General features: G+C 72.0%; 19 protein-coding genes and 2 pseudogenes. 14 read left to right on the top strand and 7 right to left on the bottom strand.

The window, feature by feature from the left end:
* Positions 1–27 precede the first annotated feature (27 nt).
* Positions 28–381 (bottom strand): VOC family protein, encoded by a 354-nt coding sequence (locus ACFYM2_RS06470; protein ID WP_358993734.1) that lies wholly within the window; start codon positions 379–381, stop codon positions 28–30.
* Between the two features lie 138 nt (positions 382–519).
* On the bottom strand, positions 520–1,353 hold the full coding sequence (locus ACFYM2_RS06465; protein WP_388833870.1) for a class I SAM-dependent methyltransferase: 834 nt from the start codon (positions 1,351–1,353) through the stop codon (positions 520–522).
* A gap of 223 nt (positions 1,354–1,576) precedes the next feature.
* Between ACFYM2_RS06465 and ACFYM2_RS06460 the strand changes: the two genes are divergently transcribed.
* From ACFYM2_RS06460 to ACFYM2_RS06420, 9 genes are all read left to right on the top strand, one after another.
* A complete protein-coding gene (locus ACFYM2_RS06460; RefSeq protein ID WP_388833867.1) occupies positions 1,577–2,038 on the top strand; it encodes a phage holin family protein in 462 nt (153 codons plus the stop codon).
* A gap of 13 nt (positions 2,039–2,051) precedes the next feature.
* Positions 2,052–2,396 carry a gas vesicle protein gene (locus tag ACFYM2_RS06455; RefSeq protein WP_350233531.1) on the top strand — a complete coding sequence of 115 codons (345 nt, stop codon included), beginning with the start codon at positions 2,052–2,054 and terminating at the stop codon, positions 2,394–2,396.
* 375 nt (positions 2,397–2,771) lie between these two features.
* Positions 2,772–3,191 (top strand): gas vesicle structural protein GvpA, encoded by a 420-nt coding sequence (locus tag ACFYM2_RS06450; protein ID WP_358993725.1) that lies wholly within the window; start codon positions 2,772–2,774, stop codon positions 3,189–3,191.
* Complete coding sequence (locus ACFYM2_RS06445) at positions 3,188–3,904, top strand: GvpL/GvpF family gas vesicle protein (RefSeq protein WP_358993722.1); 717 nt, start codon at positions 3,188–3,190, stop codon at positions 3,902–3,904. Before ACFYM2_RS06450 ends, ACFYM2_RS06445 begins: the two co-directional genes overlap by 4 nt.
* A 4-nt stretch (positions 3,905–3,908) precedes the next feature.
* Positions 3,909–4,163 carry a gas vesicle protein GvpG gene (locus ACFYM2_RS06440; protein ID WP_358993720.1) on the top strand — a complete coding sequence of 85 codons (255 nt, stop codon included), beginning with the start codon at positions 3,909–3,911 and terminating at the stop codon, positions 4,161–4,163.
* Positions 4,163–4,528: a gas vesicle protein gene (locus ACFYM2_RS06435; RefSeq protein WP_388833864.1), complete on the top strand. Its 366-nt coding sequence runs from the start codon at positions 4,163–4,165 to the stop codon at positions 4,526–4,528. Before ACFYM2_RS06440 ends, ACFYM2_RS06435 begins: the two co-directional genes overlap by 1 nt.
* A complete protein-coding gene (locus tag ACFYM2_RS06430) occupies positions 4,521–5,300 on the top strand; it encodes a GvpL/GvpF family gas vesicle protein (protein ID WP_388455807.1) in 780 nt (259 codons plus the stop codon). The genes ACFYM2_RS06435 and ACFYM2_RS06430 overlap by 8 nt, the downstream gene beginning before the upstream one ends.
* Positions 5,297–5,509, top strand: a complete 213-nt coding sequence (locus ACFYM2_RS06425; RefSeq protein WP_350233537.1) for a gas vesicle protein — start codon at positions 5,297–5,299, stop codon at positions 5,507–5,509. The genes ACFYM2_RS06430 and ACFYM2_RS06425 overlap by 4 nt, the downstream gene beginning before the upstream one ends.
* 215 nt (positions 5,510–5,724) lie before the next feature.
* Entirely contained in the window at positions 5,725–6,033 is a 309-nt protein-coding gene (locus tag ACFYM2_RS06420; RefSeq protein ID WP_350234843.1) for a gas vesicle protein K, read from the top strand.
* Positions 6,034–6,197: 164 nt separating this feature from the next.
* Here the strand turns inward: ACFYM2_RS06420 and ACFYM2_RS06415 are convergent.
* A pseudogene (locus tag ACFYM2_RS06415) lies at positions 6,198–7,346 on the bottom strand (bifunctional phosphatase PAP2/diacylglycerol kinase family protein); the annotation flags it as partial.
* A 151-nt stretch (positions 7,347–7,497) separates the two neighbouring features.
* Positions 7,498–7,977, bottom strand: coding sequence for a CBS domain-containing protein (locus ACFYM2_RS06410; RefSeq protein WP_388833861.1), 480 nt, complete (start codon positions 7,975–7,977; stop codon positions 7,498–7,500).
* Between the two features lie 472 nt (positions 7,978–8,449).
* On the opposite strand from ACFYM2_RS06410, the pseudogene ACFYM2_RS06405 reads away from it, so the two are divergent.
* Positions 8,450–9,238: pseudogene (locus ACFYM2_RS06405) on the top strand (RNA polymerase sigma factor SigF); the annotation flags it as partial.
* On the opposite strand, the gene ACFYM2_RS06400 reads toward ACFYM2_RS06405, so the two are convergent.
* The gene (locus ACFYM2_RS06400; RefSeq protein ID WP_388834249.1) at positions 9,195–10,487 is read right to left on the bottom strand and encodes a PAS domain-containing protein; all 1,293 of its coding nucleotides are present in this window, start codon (positions 10,485–10,487) and stop codon (positions 9,195–9,197) included. The pseudogene ACFYM2_RS06405 and the gene ACFYM2_RS06400 overlap by 44 nt on opposite strands.
* 349 nt (positions 10,488–10,836) lie before the next feature.
* On the opposite strand from ACFYM2_RS06400, the gene ACFYM2_RS06395 reads away from it, so the two are divergent.
* On the top strand, positions 10,837–11,547 hold the full coding sequence (locus ACFYM2_RS06395) for an ANTAR domain-containing protein (RefSeq protein WP_358993709.1): 711 nt from the start codon (positions 10,837–10,839) through the stop codon (positions 11,545–11,547).
* A gap of 325 nt (positions 11,548–11,872) precedes the next feature.
* Positions 11,873–13,090, top strand: a complete 1,218-nt coding sequence (locus tag ACFYM2_RS06390) for an aminotransferase class I/II-fold pyridoxal phosphate-dependent enzyme (protein ID WP_388833857.1) — start codon at positions 11,873–11,875, stop codon at positions 13,088–13,090.
* A gap of 202 nt (positions 13,091–13,292) precedes the next feature.
* On the opposite strand, the gene ACFYM2_RS06385 is transcribed toward ACFYM2_RS06390, so the two are convergent.
* Positions 13,293–13,946: a DedA family protein gene (locus ACFYM2_RS06385; protein ID WP_388833854.1), complete on the bottom strand. Its 654-nt coding sequence runs from the start codon at positions 13,944–13,946 to the stop codon at positions 13,293–13,295.
* The gene (locus ACFYM2_RS06380; protein ID WP_358993700.1) at positions 13,943–14,722 is read right to left on the bottom strand and encodes an MBL fold metallo-hydrolase; all 780 of its coding nucleotides are present in this window, start codon (positions 14,720–14,722) and stop codon (positions 13,943–13,945) included. The genes ACFYM2_RS06385 and ACFYM2_RS06380 overlap by 4 nt, the downstream gene beginning before the upstream one ends.
* Positions 14,723–14,971: 249 nt before the next feature.
* Between ACFYM2_RS06380 and ACFYM2_RS06375 the strand changes: the two genes are divergently transcribed.
* On the top strand, positions 14,972–15,376 hold the full coding sequence (locus ACFYM2_RS06375; protein ID WP_388833851.1) for a hypothetical protein: 405 nt from the start codon (positions 14,972–14,974) through the stop codon (positions 15,374–15,376).
* A gap of 322 nt (positions 15,377–15,698) precedes the next feature.
* Positions 15,699–17,735, top strand: coding sequence for an alkaline phosphatase family protein (locus tag ACFYM2_RS06370; RefSeq protein ID WP_388834246.1), 2,037 nt, complete (start codon positions 15,699–15,701; stop codon positions 17,733–17,735).
* Positions 17,736–17,771: the final 36 nt, after the last annotated feature.

Below are 17,771 nucleotides of genomic sequence, written 5' to 3'. Positions count from 1 at the left end.
CATGAACCACATGAAGCAGGCTCAGTCTCAGCGCCCCGGTTTGCGGTCGACGTACTCGAAGACCGAACCATCGGGGTGCAGGGCGATCAGATTGCGGCCCGCCGGGGTCGCGACCGGGCCGGCGACGATGTGGGCGCCCGCCCCGGTGAGCGTGGCGTGCGCCTCGTCGATGTCGACGACGGCGACCGTCGCGGCCACCTTGCGCAGCACATCGAGTTCCGCCTCGGGCCCGCTCATCAGCAGGAAGGCGCCGACGGCGGCGACCGATACCCCGCCCCGGTCGAAACGGTGCGCCTGACTGCCGGTGACGCGCTCGTAGAAGACGATCGCGCTCTCCAGGTCGTCGACGCAGACACGCAGCGTGGTCCCCAGAATTTCCATGCGTCGCAGCCTAGTTGGCGGAAATCGCCCACGGCAGGCGTTCCGACGACGCGAACGCGGCGCCGATGCGGGCGGGACGAGGGCGGACGCTTCCGGCGCCACCGCGCCGGAACCCGGCGGGGCGGCGCCCGCCCCCGCTCACACGCGGCAAATGATCTCCCCGTGCGGCGTCATGAACCACGCGTCGTCCTGGTCCCCCCACGCCCGCCAGGCCTCGGCGATCGTGGCCAGTTCCTCGACCGTGGCGTGGCCGCCCTCGACCGCCAGGTCCGCGTACGAGGACGCGACCGTACGGTCCGCCCACAGGCCGCCCCACCAGGCGCGCTCCTCGGCGGTGGCGAAGCACCAGGTGCTCGCCGACGCCCGGACGTCCACACAACCCGCTGCCAGCGCCCAGGACTTCAGACGCCGTCCCGCGTCCGGCTCGCCCCCATTGGCGCGTGCCACGCGGTGATACAGATCCAACCAGCTGTCCAGAGCGGGCAGTTCGGGATACCAGGCGAACGCCTTGTAGTCACTGTCGCGCACCGCGATGATCCCTCCCGGCTTGGTGACCCGACGCATCTCGCGCAGCGCCCCCACCGGGTCACCGACATGCTGGAGCACCTGGTGGGCGTGGACGACGCAGAACGTGTCGTCGGGGAAGTCCAGCGCGTGGACGTCGGCGACGGCGAACGACATGTTCTCCTGACCGCGTTCCGCCGCGTAGGCGCGCGCCTGCTCGACGATGCCCGGCGCGTGGTCGACCGCCGTCACATGCCCATCCGGGACCAGCGCGGCCAGGTCGGCGGAGATGGTGCCGGGACCGCAGCCGATGTCCAGGATCCGCATGTGCGGCTTCAGTTCACCGATGAGGTATGCGGCCGAGTTGGCGGCGGTGCGCCAGGTGTGGGACCGCAGCACGGACTCGTGGTGGCCGTGGGTGTAGACCGCGCTCTCGCCCGGCGTGACCCGAGACGTCTCCTGTGACATGGACGGACTCCCTTTCGGTGAACTGCCTGGACTGCCTGGACTGCCTGGACTGCCTGGACTGCCTGGACTGCCTGAACTGCCTGAACTGCCCTGCTGATGAGCCCACTTTAAGAGGGCTGGCCAGATTATGAGATACCCGTCTTGAGATGTGGACGAGGTGGGTGGTGCCCCGTCGCCCGCCCGCAGGGGACTGGCTCCGACCCCCACGGGTACTCGGGCGCCCATGGAAACGAACCCGCCGCACGTGCCGCAGCAGCTTTCCCAGGCCGTCCGGGACGCCATCAGGGACGAGCTGCGCGAGCAGACCCGCGAACACCGCCACACCGCGCGGATGTACGCGGGCGCGGGCGCGGCCGCGCTCTACGGAGGCGCCGCGCTCACCGCGTTCCTGCTCCTGGCACTCGCCCTGGCGCTGCCCTACTGGGCGGCCGCGCTGATCGTCGCCGCGCTGCTGCTCGGGGCCGCCGTCCTCCTGAACAAGGCAGCCCGTGACGGCCGGAGAGCGCTCTCAGGTCGCGAGACCCCAGACGCCGGCGACCACGTGACGCCGCCCCTTGAGCCGGGCGTGCCGCCGGGCGCCCCCGTCGTGGCGCCCCCCCAACTTCGCGCCCGACAACCCAAAGCGGCGGCCGGACCACCCGTAGGGGGTTTGAGCTGGCCCGTCGCGGCTACCCGAAAGGCCTAGAACGCGAGGTGACATGACTGAGAAATCCGAGAACCCGGAGAAGACGACATCCAGAACGGCGGCCAAGACCGCCCCGAAATCCCGTGAGGACGACGGCCTTCCGAGCGCGGTGGAGGTTCTGCGGGGCGCTCGCGCCCAGCTGGCCGAGCTCATCGGCATGCCCGCCGAATCCGTCTCGTCCTTCGAGCGCACCGACGACGGCTGGCTGCTGAAGATCGAGGTCCTGGAACTCTCGCGAGTCCCGGACACGATGAGCCTTCTGGCCTCCTACGAAGTCGAGCTCGACTCGCACGGCGACCTCACCGGCTACCAACGGCTGCGCCGATACGAACGCGGCCGGGCCGACAAGAACACATGACCGCGAACGCGCGCAGGACGCGCGAAATGTCCGCCGCGCAGGATTCGTCCCCCGTGCGCGAACCGTCCCCCGTGCGCGAACCGTCCGTCATGCGCGAATCGTCCGCCCGTCCCGGGGGGTGGCGAGGCTCACAGGGGCCACCACCCGGCGAGCGGGGCAGACGGTCAAGGACCCCCGGCGCTCACGAGGCGCCGCCGGCCCCAGGACGCCGGACAGCATCCGCGCCGGTAAGGGAACCGGCATCCGTACCGGCACAGGCACCGGCGTCCGTACCCGCATCGGCATCCGGACGAGCGGCACCACCCGACAGAAGACGGACGACAGGCACCACCTGACAGAAGACAGTCGGACTACACGTAAGGAGGCCCGGACACCATGACGGTTGTCCCGGCACAGCAAGGCGGCAGCGGCGGCACCAGTGGTCTCTATGACGTCCTGGAGCTCGTGCTCGACCGAGGACTCGTGATCGACGCGTTCGTACGTGTCTCCCTGGTCGGCATCGAGATCCTGAAGATCGACATACGGGTCGTGGTCGCCAGCGTCGACACCTACCTGCGCTTCGCCGAAGCGTGCAACCGCCTCGACCTGGAGGCCGGCGCGCACCGCAACCCCGGCCTTCCCGACCTCGTCGGCGACGTCACCGAGTCCGGCGCCCGCGGCAAGACCAAGGGAGCGCTCTCAGGCGCCGCGCAGACCATCTCGGATGCCTTCAAGGAGGCACGCGACGACGGCGAGCGCGAAACCAAGCCCCGGGCCCGGCGTACCACCTCGCGCCGTAAGGAGGAGCAGGAATGACCACGTACGTCTACGGAATCGCCCGCCGGGGCCACGGACGGCTCCCCGAGCAGATGGGCGGCATCGGCGACCCGCCGCGTCCGGTGCGCACCGTCGAGCAGGGTGAACTCGTGGCGCTCGTCAGCGACGCCCCCGAAGAGCTCAAGCCCAAGCGGCGCGACCTGCTCGCCCACCAGAACGTGCTCGCCGAGGCGGGCGCGGGCGGCCCCGTGCTGCCCATGCGGTTCGGCGGGGTCTCCACCGACGACGAAGCCGTACGGGCCGTGCTCGCCGAGCACGAGGAACGCTACCTCGAACGGCTCCAGGCGCTCGACGGCAAGGTCGAGTACAACGTCAAGGCGACCCACGACGAGGAAGCCGTCCTGCATCAAGTACTCGCGGACAACGCCGAGTTGAGGGCGCTGAGCGAAGCCAACCGGAAGTCGGGCGGCGGCACCTACGAGGACAAGCTCCGGCTCGGCGAACGCATCGCCGCCGCCGTGCAGCAGCGCGAGAAGACCGACGCCGCCCTCGTGGAGCAGGCCCTGCGGGACGCCGCCGAAGAGCAGTGCCCGGGACCGCAGTCCACCGGCTGGCTGGCCAACATCTCCTTCCTCGTGCCGCGCGAAAGCGCCGACGAATTCATCGCGACCGTGGACCGCGTGCGCGCCCAGGCGCCCCACCTGGTGGTCCAGGTGCACGGCCCGCTGCCCCCCTACAGCTTCACGGGGTGAACCAGTGGGCCTCCTGAAGGAGCTGCTGCTGCTTCCCGCGGCGCCTGTCCGAGGCACCTTCTGGGTGCTCGGACAGGTCGCCGCGGAAGCGGAGCGGCAGTACTACGACCCGGCGACCGTGCGACGTGAACTCGCCCAGCTGGAAAAGCAATTGATGGAGGGCGAGATCGACGAGGCAGAGTTCGACCGCCGCGAGGACGAACTCCTCGACCGGCTTGAGCAGCCCGCGCGCGCCGCATCCGATTTCGGGAGGAACTGATGGCGACCCCGGCACGATTCCCCGACGCCTACCCGTCCGACGGCGGCGGCGCCAACCTCGCAGACATTCTCGAACGCGTCCTCGACAAGGGAATCGTCATAGCCGGGGACATCCGCATCAACCTCCTCGACATAGAACTCCTCACCATCAAACTGCGCCTCGTCGTCGCCTCGGTCGACAAGGCGAAGGAGATGGGCATCGACTGGTGGGAGGACGACCCCTCCCTGTCCACCGGTGCCCGACGACGCGAACTCGCCCGTGAGAACGAGGAGTTGAAGGCACGGCTGGCCGCACTGGAAGCCGCCCGCTCCCCACAGAGCGAGGCGGCCGAGGAGAAGGAACCAAGGGCGGTGACCGATGAATGACAACGAGCTGCTGTATGTGTACGCCGTCACCCGCCCCTTCTCCGGGGAGCTCCCCGAGGGGGTGCGCGGACTCGACGGCCGGCCGCCCCGGCTGATCGAACACGACGGGCTGTGCGCGGCGGTGAGCCGGGTGCCCGCCGAGGAGTTCGACGCGGCCCCGCTCCGCGCGCGCCTGGAAGACCTCGACTGGCTCGCCGCGACCGCCCGCGCCCACGAGGCGGTGATCGCCGCGCTCGCCGCGGTCACCTGCCCGGTGCCGCTGAGGCTCGCGACCGTGTGCCGCGACGAGAGTGGTGTCCGGCGCCTGATCGACTCCGGCCGCGCCCGCTTCGTACCGACCATCGAACGCCTCGACGGCCGGGTCGAATGGGGCGTCAAGGTGTACGCGCAGGCCCAGCCACCGGCGCCGGAGCCCGAGGCGAAGGCGGCCAGCGGGCGGGACTATCTGCGCCGCAAGCTCGGCCAGCGGCAGTCCCGCGACGACACCTGGCGGCGCGCGGAAGCGCTCTCACGGGCCCTGCACGCCGACCTGTGCGAGCGCGCCGAAGCCGGACGCCTGCACCGCCCCCAGAGCGGCCAGCTCTCGGGCAAGTCCGGTGAGAACGTTCTCAACGCCGCCTACCTGGTGCCGCGCGAACGCAGCGAGGAGTTCGTCGCGGCCGTGCGCGAACGCACCCCGGGCGACGAGGGCGTACGCGTGGAGCTGACGGGCCCCTGGGCGCCGTACTCCTTCGCCGGTGGCCCGGACGACGGCCAGGAGGCACAGCGGTGAGGGACGGCGAAGGAGCCCTCGCGCAGCGTGAGGTCGCCCTCGTCGACCTGCTCGACCGGCTGCTCGCCGGCGGCGTGGTCATCACCGGCGACCTCACACTGCGGATCGCGGACGTCGACCTCGTCCGCATCGACCTCAACGCGCTGATCAGCTCCGTCAGCGCCGACGTCCCCTCACCCTTCGACGACTTCGAGGAGGCGACGACGTAATGGACACGACGGACCTCACGGCCACGGACGCCTTGGAAGCGCTGGACATCCTGACCGGCGCGGATGGCGCAGGCGGCGCGCCCGGCGACGCGCGGAGCGGTACGCGGGCCACGGATGACGTACGCGGTACGGATGACGCACGCGGAGCGAAGAGGACGGACGGCGTACGCGTCGCGGATGACGCAGGTGCCGGGGACGACGCACGCGGCGCGGACGTGCGGGACGGCGGCGGCGAGGGGAAGGCGCGGCGGCGGGTGGAGCTCGAGCCCGAGACCGTGGAGCGCGATCTCGCCCGGCTCGTCCTGACCGTCGTCGAGCTGCTGCGCCAGCTCATGGAACGCCAGGCCCTGCGCCGAGTCGAGACCGGCGCGCTCACCGAGGACCAGGAGGAGCGCATCGGGCTCACGCTCATGCTCCTGGAGGACAGGATGGCCGAACTGAGGTCCAAGTTCGGGCTGCGCCCAGAAGACCTCAACATCGACCTCGGCCCGCTCGGCCCGCTCCTCCCCAGGGACGGCGCCTGATCGGAGACGGCAAGACGGCAAGACGGCAAGCCTGCAACGGGGCAATGGGGTAAGACGGCAAGGGGGCCGGAGCGAAACACCGCTCCGGCCCCCTTGCCCGCCCCCCGGCTGCCTCAAGCGCTAGCCGAGGGACGGTATACGGTCAGCGCCTCGGGCAGCTTATCCAGCGTCAGCTCGCCTCGGCTGCCCTGCGTGTCTACCCTCAACGGCCGCTCGCAGCGAAGCACTTGGAGCGCTGCGAGAACTCCTGCCGCCCGCCCGCCGATCCGTAGCGACCGGCGTTCGCGCCGCCGCGCAAGCTCGGGGCGGACGCCCAGGCTGAACGTGTTGCGGAAGTATCCCGCCTCCGCGCCGTCCGGGCCCGGCCTGAACCGGCCGAGGTCCACCCGCACCGCGTCGCCAGAGGCCAGCGCCCGGCAGGTGTCCCGGACCCCCTCGATGCCGAGGTCACGCGCGAAGTGGTTCAGGGTGCCGCCCGGGAACACGGCGAGCGGTACGCCGGCCCGGGCCGCGACCACCGCCGCCCGGTTGACCGAGCCGTCACCGCCACACACACCGAGCACCGCACCCCGTTCGGCCGCCTTCTCCAGAGCCGACGGCAGGTCGTCAGCGTCGCACTCGACGACCTCGGCGAGCGGCAGCCCCTCACGGATCAGCGCGGCCCGCGTGAGAGCGCTTCCAGACTCGCGGTTGACGACGACCACCACGCCCTTGCCCTCGGGCAGCGCCGGTGCGTCGGCGTGCGGACGACCGGGTGGCGGAAGCTGCGCACGGGTCGGCACGAGCCCGCGCATCGCGAACGCCGCCCCCATCCCCAGGGCCGCGCCCGCCAGCACATCGCCCGGATAGTGCACTCCGGTGTAGACGCGGGACGCCGCCACCGAGAAGCCGACCGGCGCCAAGAGCGCGCCCAAGAACGGTGACTCCAGGGCGACACCCGTCACGAACGCGGCGGCGGACGCGGAATGGCCGGACGGAAACGACGTCGTGATCGGGCGGCGCTTCAACTGGCGTACCAGCGGCACCCCGTCGAGCAGCGGACGCTCCCGGCGTACCGAATGCTTCGCCACGGTGTTCACGGTCAGCGAGGCCAGCGCCAGTGAGGCGACGCCCCGCACCGCGGCGCGCCGGGCGCGCGGCGAGCCGGTCGCGCCCAGGGCGGACGCCGCCGCGAACCAGAGCACCCCATGGTTCGCGGCCCGGCTCAGCCGAGGCAGTACGGCTTCGGCGGCCGGCCAGTGTCTGGCGGCGGCGAAGTCGAAGAGCGCCCGGTCCCGGGCGGCGAGTCGTTCGTGCCAAGTGGAGTACGTCATGGCACGCGGGTACCCGACCCCCTTCCGTTCCATCCGCACCTGCCCGCATTCGACCGGGCGCCCAACCGGCCCCACCTGGGGTAAGTCCACCGCGCCCCGCATGCCTGCCCGGATGGCTGCCCAAATTCCCGCCCGATTGCCCGCCGGGCGGTCAACTTGATGCCTCGTCAGCAAGCGGCCAATGTTGCTGGAAACGCGTGGGCGCCGGTGGCCAGTCGCGCGGCGCGGCGCGGCTGATGTCGGCCAGCGCGGGACCCGCCTCCTGGTGGTCGGCCACATCACCGAGGCTCACCATGCCGAGCGGACGCCCCCGCGCCACCACCGGAAGCCGCCGCACCGCGTGCCGACGCATCAAGGAGAGTGCGGTCGCCACGTCGTCGTCCGGACTCACACACACCGGCGACCGCGTGCACACCGAGTGGGCGCTCACCGTCAACGGGTCCGCCCCCTCCGCGACCGCCCGCACCGTGATGTCCCGGTCGGTCAGCACCCCGACCACCCGGCCCGCGTCGATGACCAGTACGTCACCGATGTCCTGGGCCCGCATCAGCTGCGCCGCCTCCACGAGTGAGGCATCGGGCCGCACGGCGGTCACGCCCGCCGTCATCACTTCCCTGACGTAACGTGCCATGGCTTCAAGTCCCGTTTCCCTTTGATCCCATGTTGTTGACCTCATGCTGATCCCGTGGTCGCGCGGCCGGACGGTCATGCGGTGCCATTCAGTGCGGTGCGGTGCGGTGCCATTCGGGCGGTGCGGTGCGGTGCGGTGTGACGTGATGTGGCATGACATGGTGTGAGGCGGTGCGGGGGCCGTGTGGTCCTGCGCGCCTGTGGGGGCGCCTGTGTTGACCGGTCTTCGTGCGGGGCCGGGTACCGGGTGCGGCGCGGTGGAAACCCGCTCTTCACGCGGAGAGCGCCGTCATCGCCGCGGCGCGCATCCCGCATGTTTGGTCCCGCGAACGCCGGGCACGCGAACCATGTGCTTCGGAACGGAGGCACGTCCGAGGGAGCGGCAGTCCGCTTCGGGCGTGCCCCCCTGCCCGGCCGAAGGCTCCCCGGTGACAACCATCCGCTGAACCGTTTTCAGGGAGCCGGGATCGCAGATGCGTACCAACACCACGGCGAAGCACAAGCACCCGCATGACGACGCACCGAAGACGGCGGCCGACTTCGAACGGCTCGCGGCGCTGCCCGACGGCCCCGAGCGGGACGCCCTTCGCAAGGACCTGGTCAACGCCTGGCTGCCCATGTCCGAACGGCTGGCCGGACGCTTCCGCAACCGCGGGGAGGCTTTGGAGGACCTGCGTCAGGTGGCCGCGCTGGGCCTGGTCAAAGCAGTCGACCGCTACGACCCCGGGCGGGGCGCCGCGTTCGAGAGTTACGCCGTCCCCACCATCACGGGTGAGATCAAGCGCCACTTCCGCGACCACATGTGGACTCTCCATGTGCCGCGCCGCGTACAGGACTTGAGGTCCCGGGTACGGACGGCGAGCCAGGAACTCGCCGCGAGCGCCGACTCCCAGCGCCCGACCGTCGCGGACCTCGCCGCGCACACCGGCATGACGGAGGAAGAGGTCAGGGCCGGACTCGAGGCCATCGACAGCTTCAGCGCGCTCTCCCTCGACGCCGAACTCCCGGGCGGCGAGGACGGATACAGTCTCAGTGACTCACTCGGCGGCGCCGACCCCGCACTCGACACCGTCATCGACCGCGAGTCCGTCAGGCCGGCCCTGAGCTGTCTGCCCGAGCGCGAACGCAGGATCCTCTACATGAGGTTCTTCCGCGACATGACGCAGAGCCGGATCGCCGAGGACCTCGGCATCTCCCAGATGCACGTGTCCCGGCTGATCACGCGCTGTTGCAGCCGTCTGCGGGACCAAGCCCTGTGGGATCAACCCCTGCGGGACCAGGCCGTGCGGGATCAGCCCCTGCGGGATCAGCCCCTGCGGGACCAGGCGCCGCGGGATCCGCGTGAGGACCCCTGTCGGCCGGCTCGGGACGTGGCCGGGGCGGGCCCGGTCTCCAGGGTGACCGGCCGCTCTCCGAAGGCGTGGACGGACGGGAACCCGGGGACGATGCCGAAGGTGAAGCTGACGGCGGCCGCGACGCCAAGGCCCCGGGCGGTGTCCGAGGGCCCGCAGGGGGCGGCACCGAGGACTCAGGAACCGTCCCCGATGCCGCCGCAGACGACGCCGACGCGCAGGAATTCTCGCCCGCAACGTCAACTGAGCTGCCCAGCAAGCGAGTTGTCCACCCGTCAGGCACAGGACGCCGCATAGCCAGCGCCACATGACGGGCCATCACATCCATCGCCCGACCTTCCGCCATGGAGAACGGACGCGCCGAACCGGTGCGGAACAGCGTCAGCACCCCCGTCACCGGCCCCGGCGCCCCCAGTGGCACACACATCAGGGACGACACCTCGGCGCGGGCGAGTACCGGTGTGCCCGACGGGTCGTGCCCGAAGCCCTCGACATCCTCGGGCTGGACCTGGAGCGCACCATTCCCGGCCCGCGCCGCCTCGAGCACCACCGGGCAGTCGGCCGGGTCCTGCTCGGCCATCGCCCGAAGCAGCGCGCCGCTGGCCGGATCCGAGGGGCCCAGGCAGGTCACACGCCGCAGTCCGCCGTCGACCAAGTCGGCCACGATCCAGTCGGCGAAGCGCCCGCACAGCACCCCGGAGGCTTCGGAAAGCACCGACTCCCTTTCTCCGGGCGGGAGTTGGAGCAGCGTGGACGCCATGGTGTCGACCATTTCCATGAGTTCGGCGTGCCGGGTCGACTCCGCGAGATCGGGGACCCTCGGCGGCCGGGGAGCGGCCCCCGACCCCCGCGCGCTGCCCGCCTGGAACACCACGAGCACCGCCGGCTGCGGCTCGTCCGGCGGCCGTAGCGCGGTGAGCGTGGCCAACAGCGGTTCGTCGGGCCGCTGTTGAAGACGCACGGTGAGCCCCCGGTCGCCCTCGCCCCTGGCCACCGCTGCGGCCTGTGACCTGAACGCCGCCCTGTCGCCCGGCGTCAGCAGCGCCGCGAGCGGCCTGCCGGTCGCATATCCGGCGCGGACCCCGGCGAGCCCGGTCGCCGCGAAGTTCAGACGCCGTACGACCGTCTCCCGGTCGACCAGCGCCACCGGCAACGGCATCCGCTGGAACAACGCCTTGAGCAGTTGCCGCTCCTGCCGCTCCGCCGGCGACGGAACCACCGACCCGGCCGCCATTCGTTCGTAGCGCGGCCACAACAGCCCGGCCACGTGCTCGAGTTCGAACAGTGCCGCGTCCAGAATGACCGATTGTTCACCGGCCGGGCGAGCGCGTGCGGCGCGCAGCTCGCCCACCCGTCTGACGAAGTCCGCCAGTTCCTCGCCGAAGTCGTCCTCCGTCTGCGTCATGGGAGAAAGCTAGCCCGTCGGCCCAGGGCGCGGACCAGGGCGCGGGAGCGTACCGTTTCGGGCGACCGGGCCCGGGAAGCCGCAGTACGAGGAGGCTTTCGCCATGCTGCCCGAGCCCGAACGCCAGAAGCCGGAAACCACGACGACCGCCCGGCGCCTCTCCCGGCTCGCCGAACAGTCCATGCGCTGTGCGCCTGCCTGCTGTGGCGCGGTCGCCACCATCTCCGACAGCGGGCCCGAACGCCGCATCACCGCCACCCACCCCGACCTGGCCCCCCTCGCCGCCGTCCAGCTCGCCTGCGGCGACGGGCCCATCCCGAGCGCTCTCGGCGCGGGCGAAGCCGTGGACACAGAGGACCTACTGACCGAGGACCGCTGGCCCGGCTACCGCGCCCTGGCGCTCGACTCCGGCGTACGCTCCGCCGTCACGCTCCCCTTCCGCCGGCCCGGGATCGAGGTCACGGTCAGCCTCTTCAGCTACCGGCCCGGATCCCTCAAGGACATCGTGCGCGGCCCGGTCGGCATCCTCGCCGAGGAGACCACGACCGGCCTGGTCCGCGACCGCCGCTACCACGCGGCGCTCGCCGAGGTCGAACAACTGGAGGCGGCACTGCGCTCACGCCCGGTCATCGACCAGGCCAGCGGCATCGTGATGCATGTACTCGCCTGCGAGGCGGACGCCGCCTTCGCCGTCCTGCGCACCATCTCCCAGCGCACCAACCGCAAACTCGCCGAGGTCGCCGACGCGGTCGTGCGCGCCAAGGGCCGGGGCCTGGAGTCCGAACTGTCCGCCATGGCGCGCCCGGCCCACTGACCCGCCCGCCCGCGCTATCCGTACAAGCGGCGGAGGCGGGCAAACCTCCGTATAAAGGGCGTGGGAGGGTTCGACTTACGGACTTACGGACTTACGGACTTACGGACTCACAGGTTCACGGACTCGCGGACTCACGTTCAGGAAGGGCATCGCGCGGGTGCGTGCGTACGGAGGCGTACGGAGGCGGCGTACGCGATGAACCCAGGCGTACGCACATGGACGCTCACCAATGCGCAATCAACGCTCACGAACGCATACGGGCCGGGTGCTGACATAGGCAAACAGGGCCGAACGCGGTCAATAGGCGCTCTAGGAGGCAACGCCAATGGCAGGGACGGTCGCCGAGGGCCGGGGGCCCGTGCGCTACGGGCCACCCGCCCCGGGCCCCGGCCTGCCCGTACTCCCCGAACTCGTCTCCGCGCTCAACGCGGCCGCGCGGCGCACCGAACCCGAGCCACCCGGCGCGGGGCCCGAACTGCGTGAGGCAGCCTGCGGCTACTGGCTGCGACGCGGCCTGCCCACCCAGCCCGAACGCGTCGTCGCCGCCCCCGGCGGCCAGGCACTCCTCGTCGCCCTCCTCGGCGCGTACGGCGGAGACGTTCTGATGCCCCGCCCGTGCCCGGCCTGGTGGACGCCGCAGGCCAGGCTGCTCGGCAGGCCCGGCTACCACGTGCCGACCCCGGCCGAATGCGGCGGCGTACCCGACCCGTACGCCCTGCTCGAAACGATCCGCCGAGTACGCGCCGAGGGCGGAGCGCCCCGGTTGCTCTTGCTCTGCGTCGCTGACGATCCGACCGCCACGGTGGCGCCGCCGGAGATCCTTCGGGAGGCCTGTGAGGCGGCCGTCGGCGAAGGACTGCACATCATCAGTGACGAGACCTGGCGCGACACCGTGCATCGCCCCCATGAAACGGTGCCGATCAGCCCGGCCGAGATGTGCCCCGACGACGTGACGGTCCTCACCGACCTGGGCGGCGCGTTCACCCCGCCCGGCTGGCCCGCCGCCGTCGCCCGCTTCCCGGCCGGCCCGGCGGACGCCCCGCACCGGGCCCGCACGCTGGACCACCTCGCCGCACTGGGCGCGGTGCTCGCGGCCCCGGTCGCCGCGGCCGCGGCCCTCGCGCTCACCGAGCCGGCGTACGTCGTCGAGCGCACCCGGCGGGCGGCCGCGCTGCACGCCCGGGTCGCTGCCGCCGCCCACCAGGCCGTACTCGACGCAGGCGCACTCGCCCGGCCCCCTCAGGCAGGCCGCCATCTCTACGCCGACCTCGGCCCGCTCCGCGCCCGCCTTGCCACCCACGGGGTCACCGACTCCATGGAACTCGAGGACTACCTGACGGCCCGCCTCGCCACCCCCACCCCCGGCGGCCACCGCTTCGGCGACGACCTCGCAGCCCTCCGCGTCCGCCTCGCCACCGGCCCACTCCTCGGCTCAACCCCGGAACAACGACTGAACGCCCTAACGGCCCCCGACCCCCTCCAACTCCCGCACGTACAGGCGGCGTTGGAGCACTTCGCCGCAGCGCTCGCCGTTCTGGGCTGAGACCATTCCCCGGCACGGCTGCGCCCACCCCCCGGCACGGCTGAGACCACCCCCGGCACGGCTGAGACCACTCCGGGGGCGAGAGCGCTCCCAGCCCCGGCGGGGCCCAGACGCCCATCTGCCCTTGACCCGATCTGGGAGCACTCTCAGGGTTCGGCGGGTCGGCACGTCCATACGCCCAGCACTCAGCCCGAGAGCGCTCTCAGCCCCCACCCGCCGCCACCCGCTCCCGCCGCACCCGTCGCATCCTGCGCCAGACCGCAGGTGCCCCACTGATCAGGAGGGTCAGAGCGACGGCCGCCGCCACGCCCTTCCAGGGCTCGTCGAACAGGGAGCCCCCGAGTATGCCGATCAGGCCGTACGCGCCGGCCCAGGCGAGGCAGGCCGGGATGTCGCCCCGTACGAACGTCCGCAGCGGCATCCCGCCCAGCAGGCAGGTAAGCATCACCGGAATGCGCCCGGCCGGCACCAGACGGGACAGCACCAGCACGATGACGCCGTGCTGGTCGAGCTTGCGCCGCGCCTGGTCCAGGTGGTCCGGCGTGGCCCGGCCGCGCAGGGGCGCCAGCAGACGTGAGCCGTTCTTGGACCGTACTCCGCGCTGCCCGAGCCAGTACAGCGCGACATCGCCCAGGAACGCGGCCAGCGCACTCACCCCGAACGCCAGCAGCAGCGAGAACCAGGCGGTCTGATGGAAGGCCACGACCGCCGCCGACGACACCAGCGCCCCCGTGGGCACCACCGGCACCAGCGATCCCAGCGCCACCAGGGTGAACAGCGTCGGATAACCGACGGCCTGCTGAGTCGTCTCGGGCGCCACCGCCGACGCCAGCTCAAGGGCGCGACCAGTGATCATCGCGTGGCCTCCACGCGGACGCTCTCGCCGTGCTCGAGCCGGTGCACCGTTGCCTTCGGCGCGAGCCTGGCCGCCTGCCGTACGAACTCCTCGCCGGGCGCGTAGAACTCGTGCGGCCGCACACCCTCCATGCCGACCGGCCAGTACGTTCCGTAGTGCACCGGAACCGCTGAGAGCGCTCCCAGCTCGGCCAGGGCCCGCGCGGCGCGACCCGCGTCGAGATGGTCCAGGCCCAGGCCCGGGCCCCAGCCGCCGACCGGCAGGAGCGCCACGTCCACCGGCCCGACCGCCGACGCCATGTCGTCGAAAAGCCCGGTGTCCCCGGCGAAATACGTGCGGGCCGCGCCCTCCACGACGTAACCGAGCGCGGGGCAGCGGCGCGGCCCCATCGGCAGCCTGCGCCCATCGTGCCGGGCCGGCACTGCACGTACCCGGAGCCCCCCGACGTCGACGCCGTCCCCGGGCCGTACCTCGGTGACACGCAAGTCCAGGCGCCCGAGTCCCGGCACCGCACGCACCGCGCCGGCCGGCCCGATCACGCGCGTTCCGGGCGCGAGCCGAGCGAGCCGCGCGAGCGAGGGCAGATGCAGATGGTCGGCGTGCAGATGCGAGACCAGCACGGCGTCAGCCACCCCGGCCTCGGGCGTTGGAAGCGCTCCCCGGCGTCGTCGCAGATGCGCGAAGCGGCGCGCGAACAGCGGATCGGTCAGCAGCCGGACGCCGGAATCCTCGATCGTGCAGGTGGCATGACCCCACCAAGTGACTTCCACCGGCACGAAACCCTCTTCTCTGCTCGCCGGTCGATGCGACGGGTGCCGCACCAACCTTCGCCGACGAGCCTAAATCTCCCCGCGTACACCGTGGGGCACCCGGGGTCGCGAGCATGCGGTCGCCACCCGGCTCCGGTGGCCCACCAGATCGGCGGACCGGCCGCCCCCGGGGCGGCTCCGGCGCGCCAACAGGGGGGAGTAGGGTCGCCCCGACGGCATACGGGGGACCCGGAGACCGGGGGACTGGGGCGCGGCATGGAGCAGATACGGGTGGCGGCCATCGCCAGCCTGACCCCGCTGGAAGAACTCGATCTCGACCCCTTCCTCGTGGACACCCGCAGCCAGCACGAGATGTGCGTGCGCTGGGCCGAGAGCAAGGGGTACACCGTCACCCGGCAGTTGCTCTTCTACGGATTGCGCCCGGACCACGCGGGTCTGTGGACGGATGTCGACGCGGGTCTGGTCGATGTGTTCGTCGCGCCCAACGAGCGTGTTCTGGCAAGGGCGTTGAGGTCGGTGCCGGAGTTCTCCGCGGAGTGTGAGCGGCGCGGTGTGCGCCTGTCGACCGCCGGGCTCGTCGAGCCCGCGTACGACGCCGCAGGCAAGGCCCACATACATCGCCGCCTCTCCATGCCCACCGCCGGATACGACGGCTGCTGACGCCCCCAGTCCCACGACCGGCTCCACGCACCCCGGTCCCATGCACCCCGGTCCCACGCACCCTCGTCCCACGCGTCGCCCACCCGGCACGCCCGCCCCCTCCCTGGCGGCGGCGTCCCCCGCGCCCACAGCGGGTGGGCCAACTACTCCCGGGCTCACCGCTCCCGGCACGCACCGCTCCCGACAAGCCGCGTCCGCCCCTGTGACAGGGTGGGCGAGGAACGGGCACGGCGAAGGGCAGGCGGACGTGGGGCGATGGCGGACTACGGGCAGCGCCCTGCTCCGGGTGATCGTGGTGTGGGTCGTCTCGACGCTGACCCTGATGCTGCTCGCCGGCCTCCTGCCCGACTTCAAACTGACCTCTGACAGCGGCGACAGCATCACCCGGGTCGCGCTCACAGCGGGCTGGGGAGCGGCCGCCTTCGGGCTGCTCAGCGCACTGGTGTGGCCCCTGGTCGTGCGCGCGTTCCTGCTGGTGCCCGCGCTGGTGCTCGGTCTCCTGGTGTTCTTCCTGAACGGCTCGCTGCTCCTGATCGCGCTCCGGCTCATCCCGACCGGGAGTGGCGCTGCCGAACCCGAGACCGCGGTGATCGTCGCCGCCGTGATGTCGGCGGTCGCGTCGGCGACCTCGACCGCGCTTGCCGTGCGGGACGACGACGCCTACCGGCGCCGCCTGTCCCGGCTCGCCCAGCGGCGCAGGCGCAGACGCGGCGAGGGGGACGCGCCACAGCCGCCGGGCATCGTTTTCATCCAGCTCGACGGCGTCGGAGAGCGCTTTCTGCGCGACGCCGTCAAGCGGGGCCTGATGCCCACCGTCGCGGCCTGGCTGCGCGAGACCCACCGCCTCACCCCGTGGCGTACGGACTGGTCGAGCCAGACCGGCGCGAGCCAGCTCGGCATTCTGCACGGCACCACGTTCGACGTGCCCGCCTTTCGTTGGTACGAGAAGGAGAGCGGCGAGGTGATGGTCTCCAACCGGCCCTCCTCGGCCGTCGAACTGCAACGCCGTGCGGTGGAGCGCACCGGCGACGGCGGGCTGCTGACCGTCGACGGAGCAAGCCGCGGCAACTTGTTCTCCGGCGGCGCGGACCAGGTGGCACTGGTCCTGACGGCCGCCGCCCGCAGGGGGCGCCGAAACCGCTCTCGCGCCGGCTACTTCGCCTACTTCTCCGACCCGGCCAACGCGGTACGCACCGCGGGCTCGTTCCTCGCGGAGGTCGCCCGCGAGATCGGCCAGTCGACGCGGGCCAGGCTCCGCAAGCAGACCCCGCGCATCGGACGCGGCGGGCTCTACCCCCTCATCCGCGCCTTCGCGACGGTCGTCGAGCGCGACGTGGTCGTCGCCGCCGTCATGGGCGACATGCTCGCGGGACGTACCGCCGTCTACGCCGACCTCGTCGCCTACGACGAGGTGGCCCACCACTCCGGGCCGCACAGCGCGGACGCCGAAAAGGTTCTCAGCCGCCTCGACCGCTGCCTCGCGCTGATCGCCGACGCGGCGGAACACGCGCCGCGCGACTACCGCGTCGTGCTGCTCTCGGACCACGGCCAGAGCCCCGGCGAGACTTTTGAGAGCGCTTTCGGACTCACCCTGAAGGATCTTGTACGGGCCGGCTGCGGTCTGCCCGTCTCCCGCAGGGCCCGACGGACCAGGAGCGGGGCGGAGGCCAGATACGCGGTCCGGGTCGCGCTGCGCCGGCCGGTCGAGGAAGACCCCGTCGCGGGGCCGTGCCCGCCGGGGAGCCGGCCCGACCCGGTGGTGCTCGCCTCCGGAAACCTCGGCCTGGTCTCGTTCCCCGACGTAGAGGGCCGCATGACCCGCGAGCACATCGACCGCCGTCACCCGGCGCTGCTCGCCACCCTGGCCGCCCACCCCGGCATCGGCTTCCTTCTCGTCCGCAGTCAGGCGCACGGCGCGGTGGTACTGGGAGCCGGACGCGTCGAGGTTCCGCTGGCCGAACTAACCGACGGGCAGGGCCCGTTGAAAGGGTTCCCGGCCGGGGCCGCCGACGCGATCCGGCGCACCGACACCTTCCCGCACACCGCCGACATCATGGTCAACTCGATGTACGACCCGGACACCGGCCGGGTGCACGCCTTCGAGGAGCAGATCGGATCACACGGCGGACTCGGCGGCGAACAGTCCCGCCCCTTCCTGATCTCGCCCCTCGCCCTGTCGGCGCCAATGGCGGACGAGGGTGAGCTGGTCGGCGCCGAGCAGGTGCATCGCGTGCTGCGCCGCTGGCTGCGCGAAGGCCAAGGACCTCAGATTCCGCTGGTCGCCGGAGCCCCGACGCGGGTCGAGGCCGCGGCACCGGCCGAGATCCTGGTGGGGGAGCGAGATCGCGGCGGTGAGTGAGCGCGCGGCGGAGAGTGAGCGCGCGGCGAAGGGTGA

This window comes from Streptomyces sp. NPDC006711 (assembly GCF_042869775.1).
Taxonomy (GTDB): domain Bacteria; phylum Actinomycetota; class Actinomycetes; order Streptomycetales; family Streptomycetaceae; genus Streptomyces.
The sequence above is the reverse complement of the archived record's forward strand: the minus strand, read 5'-3'. Positions and strand labels throughout refer to the sequence as shown.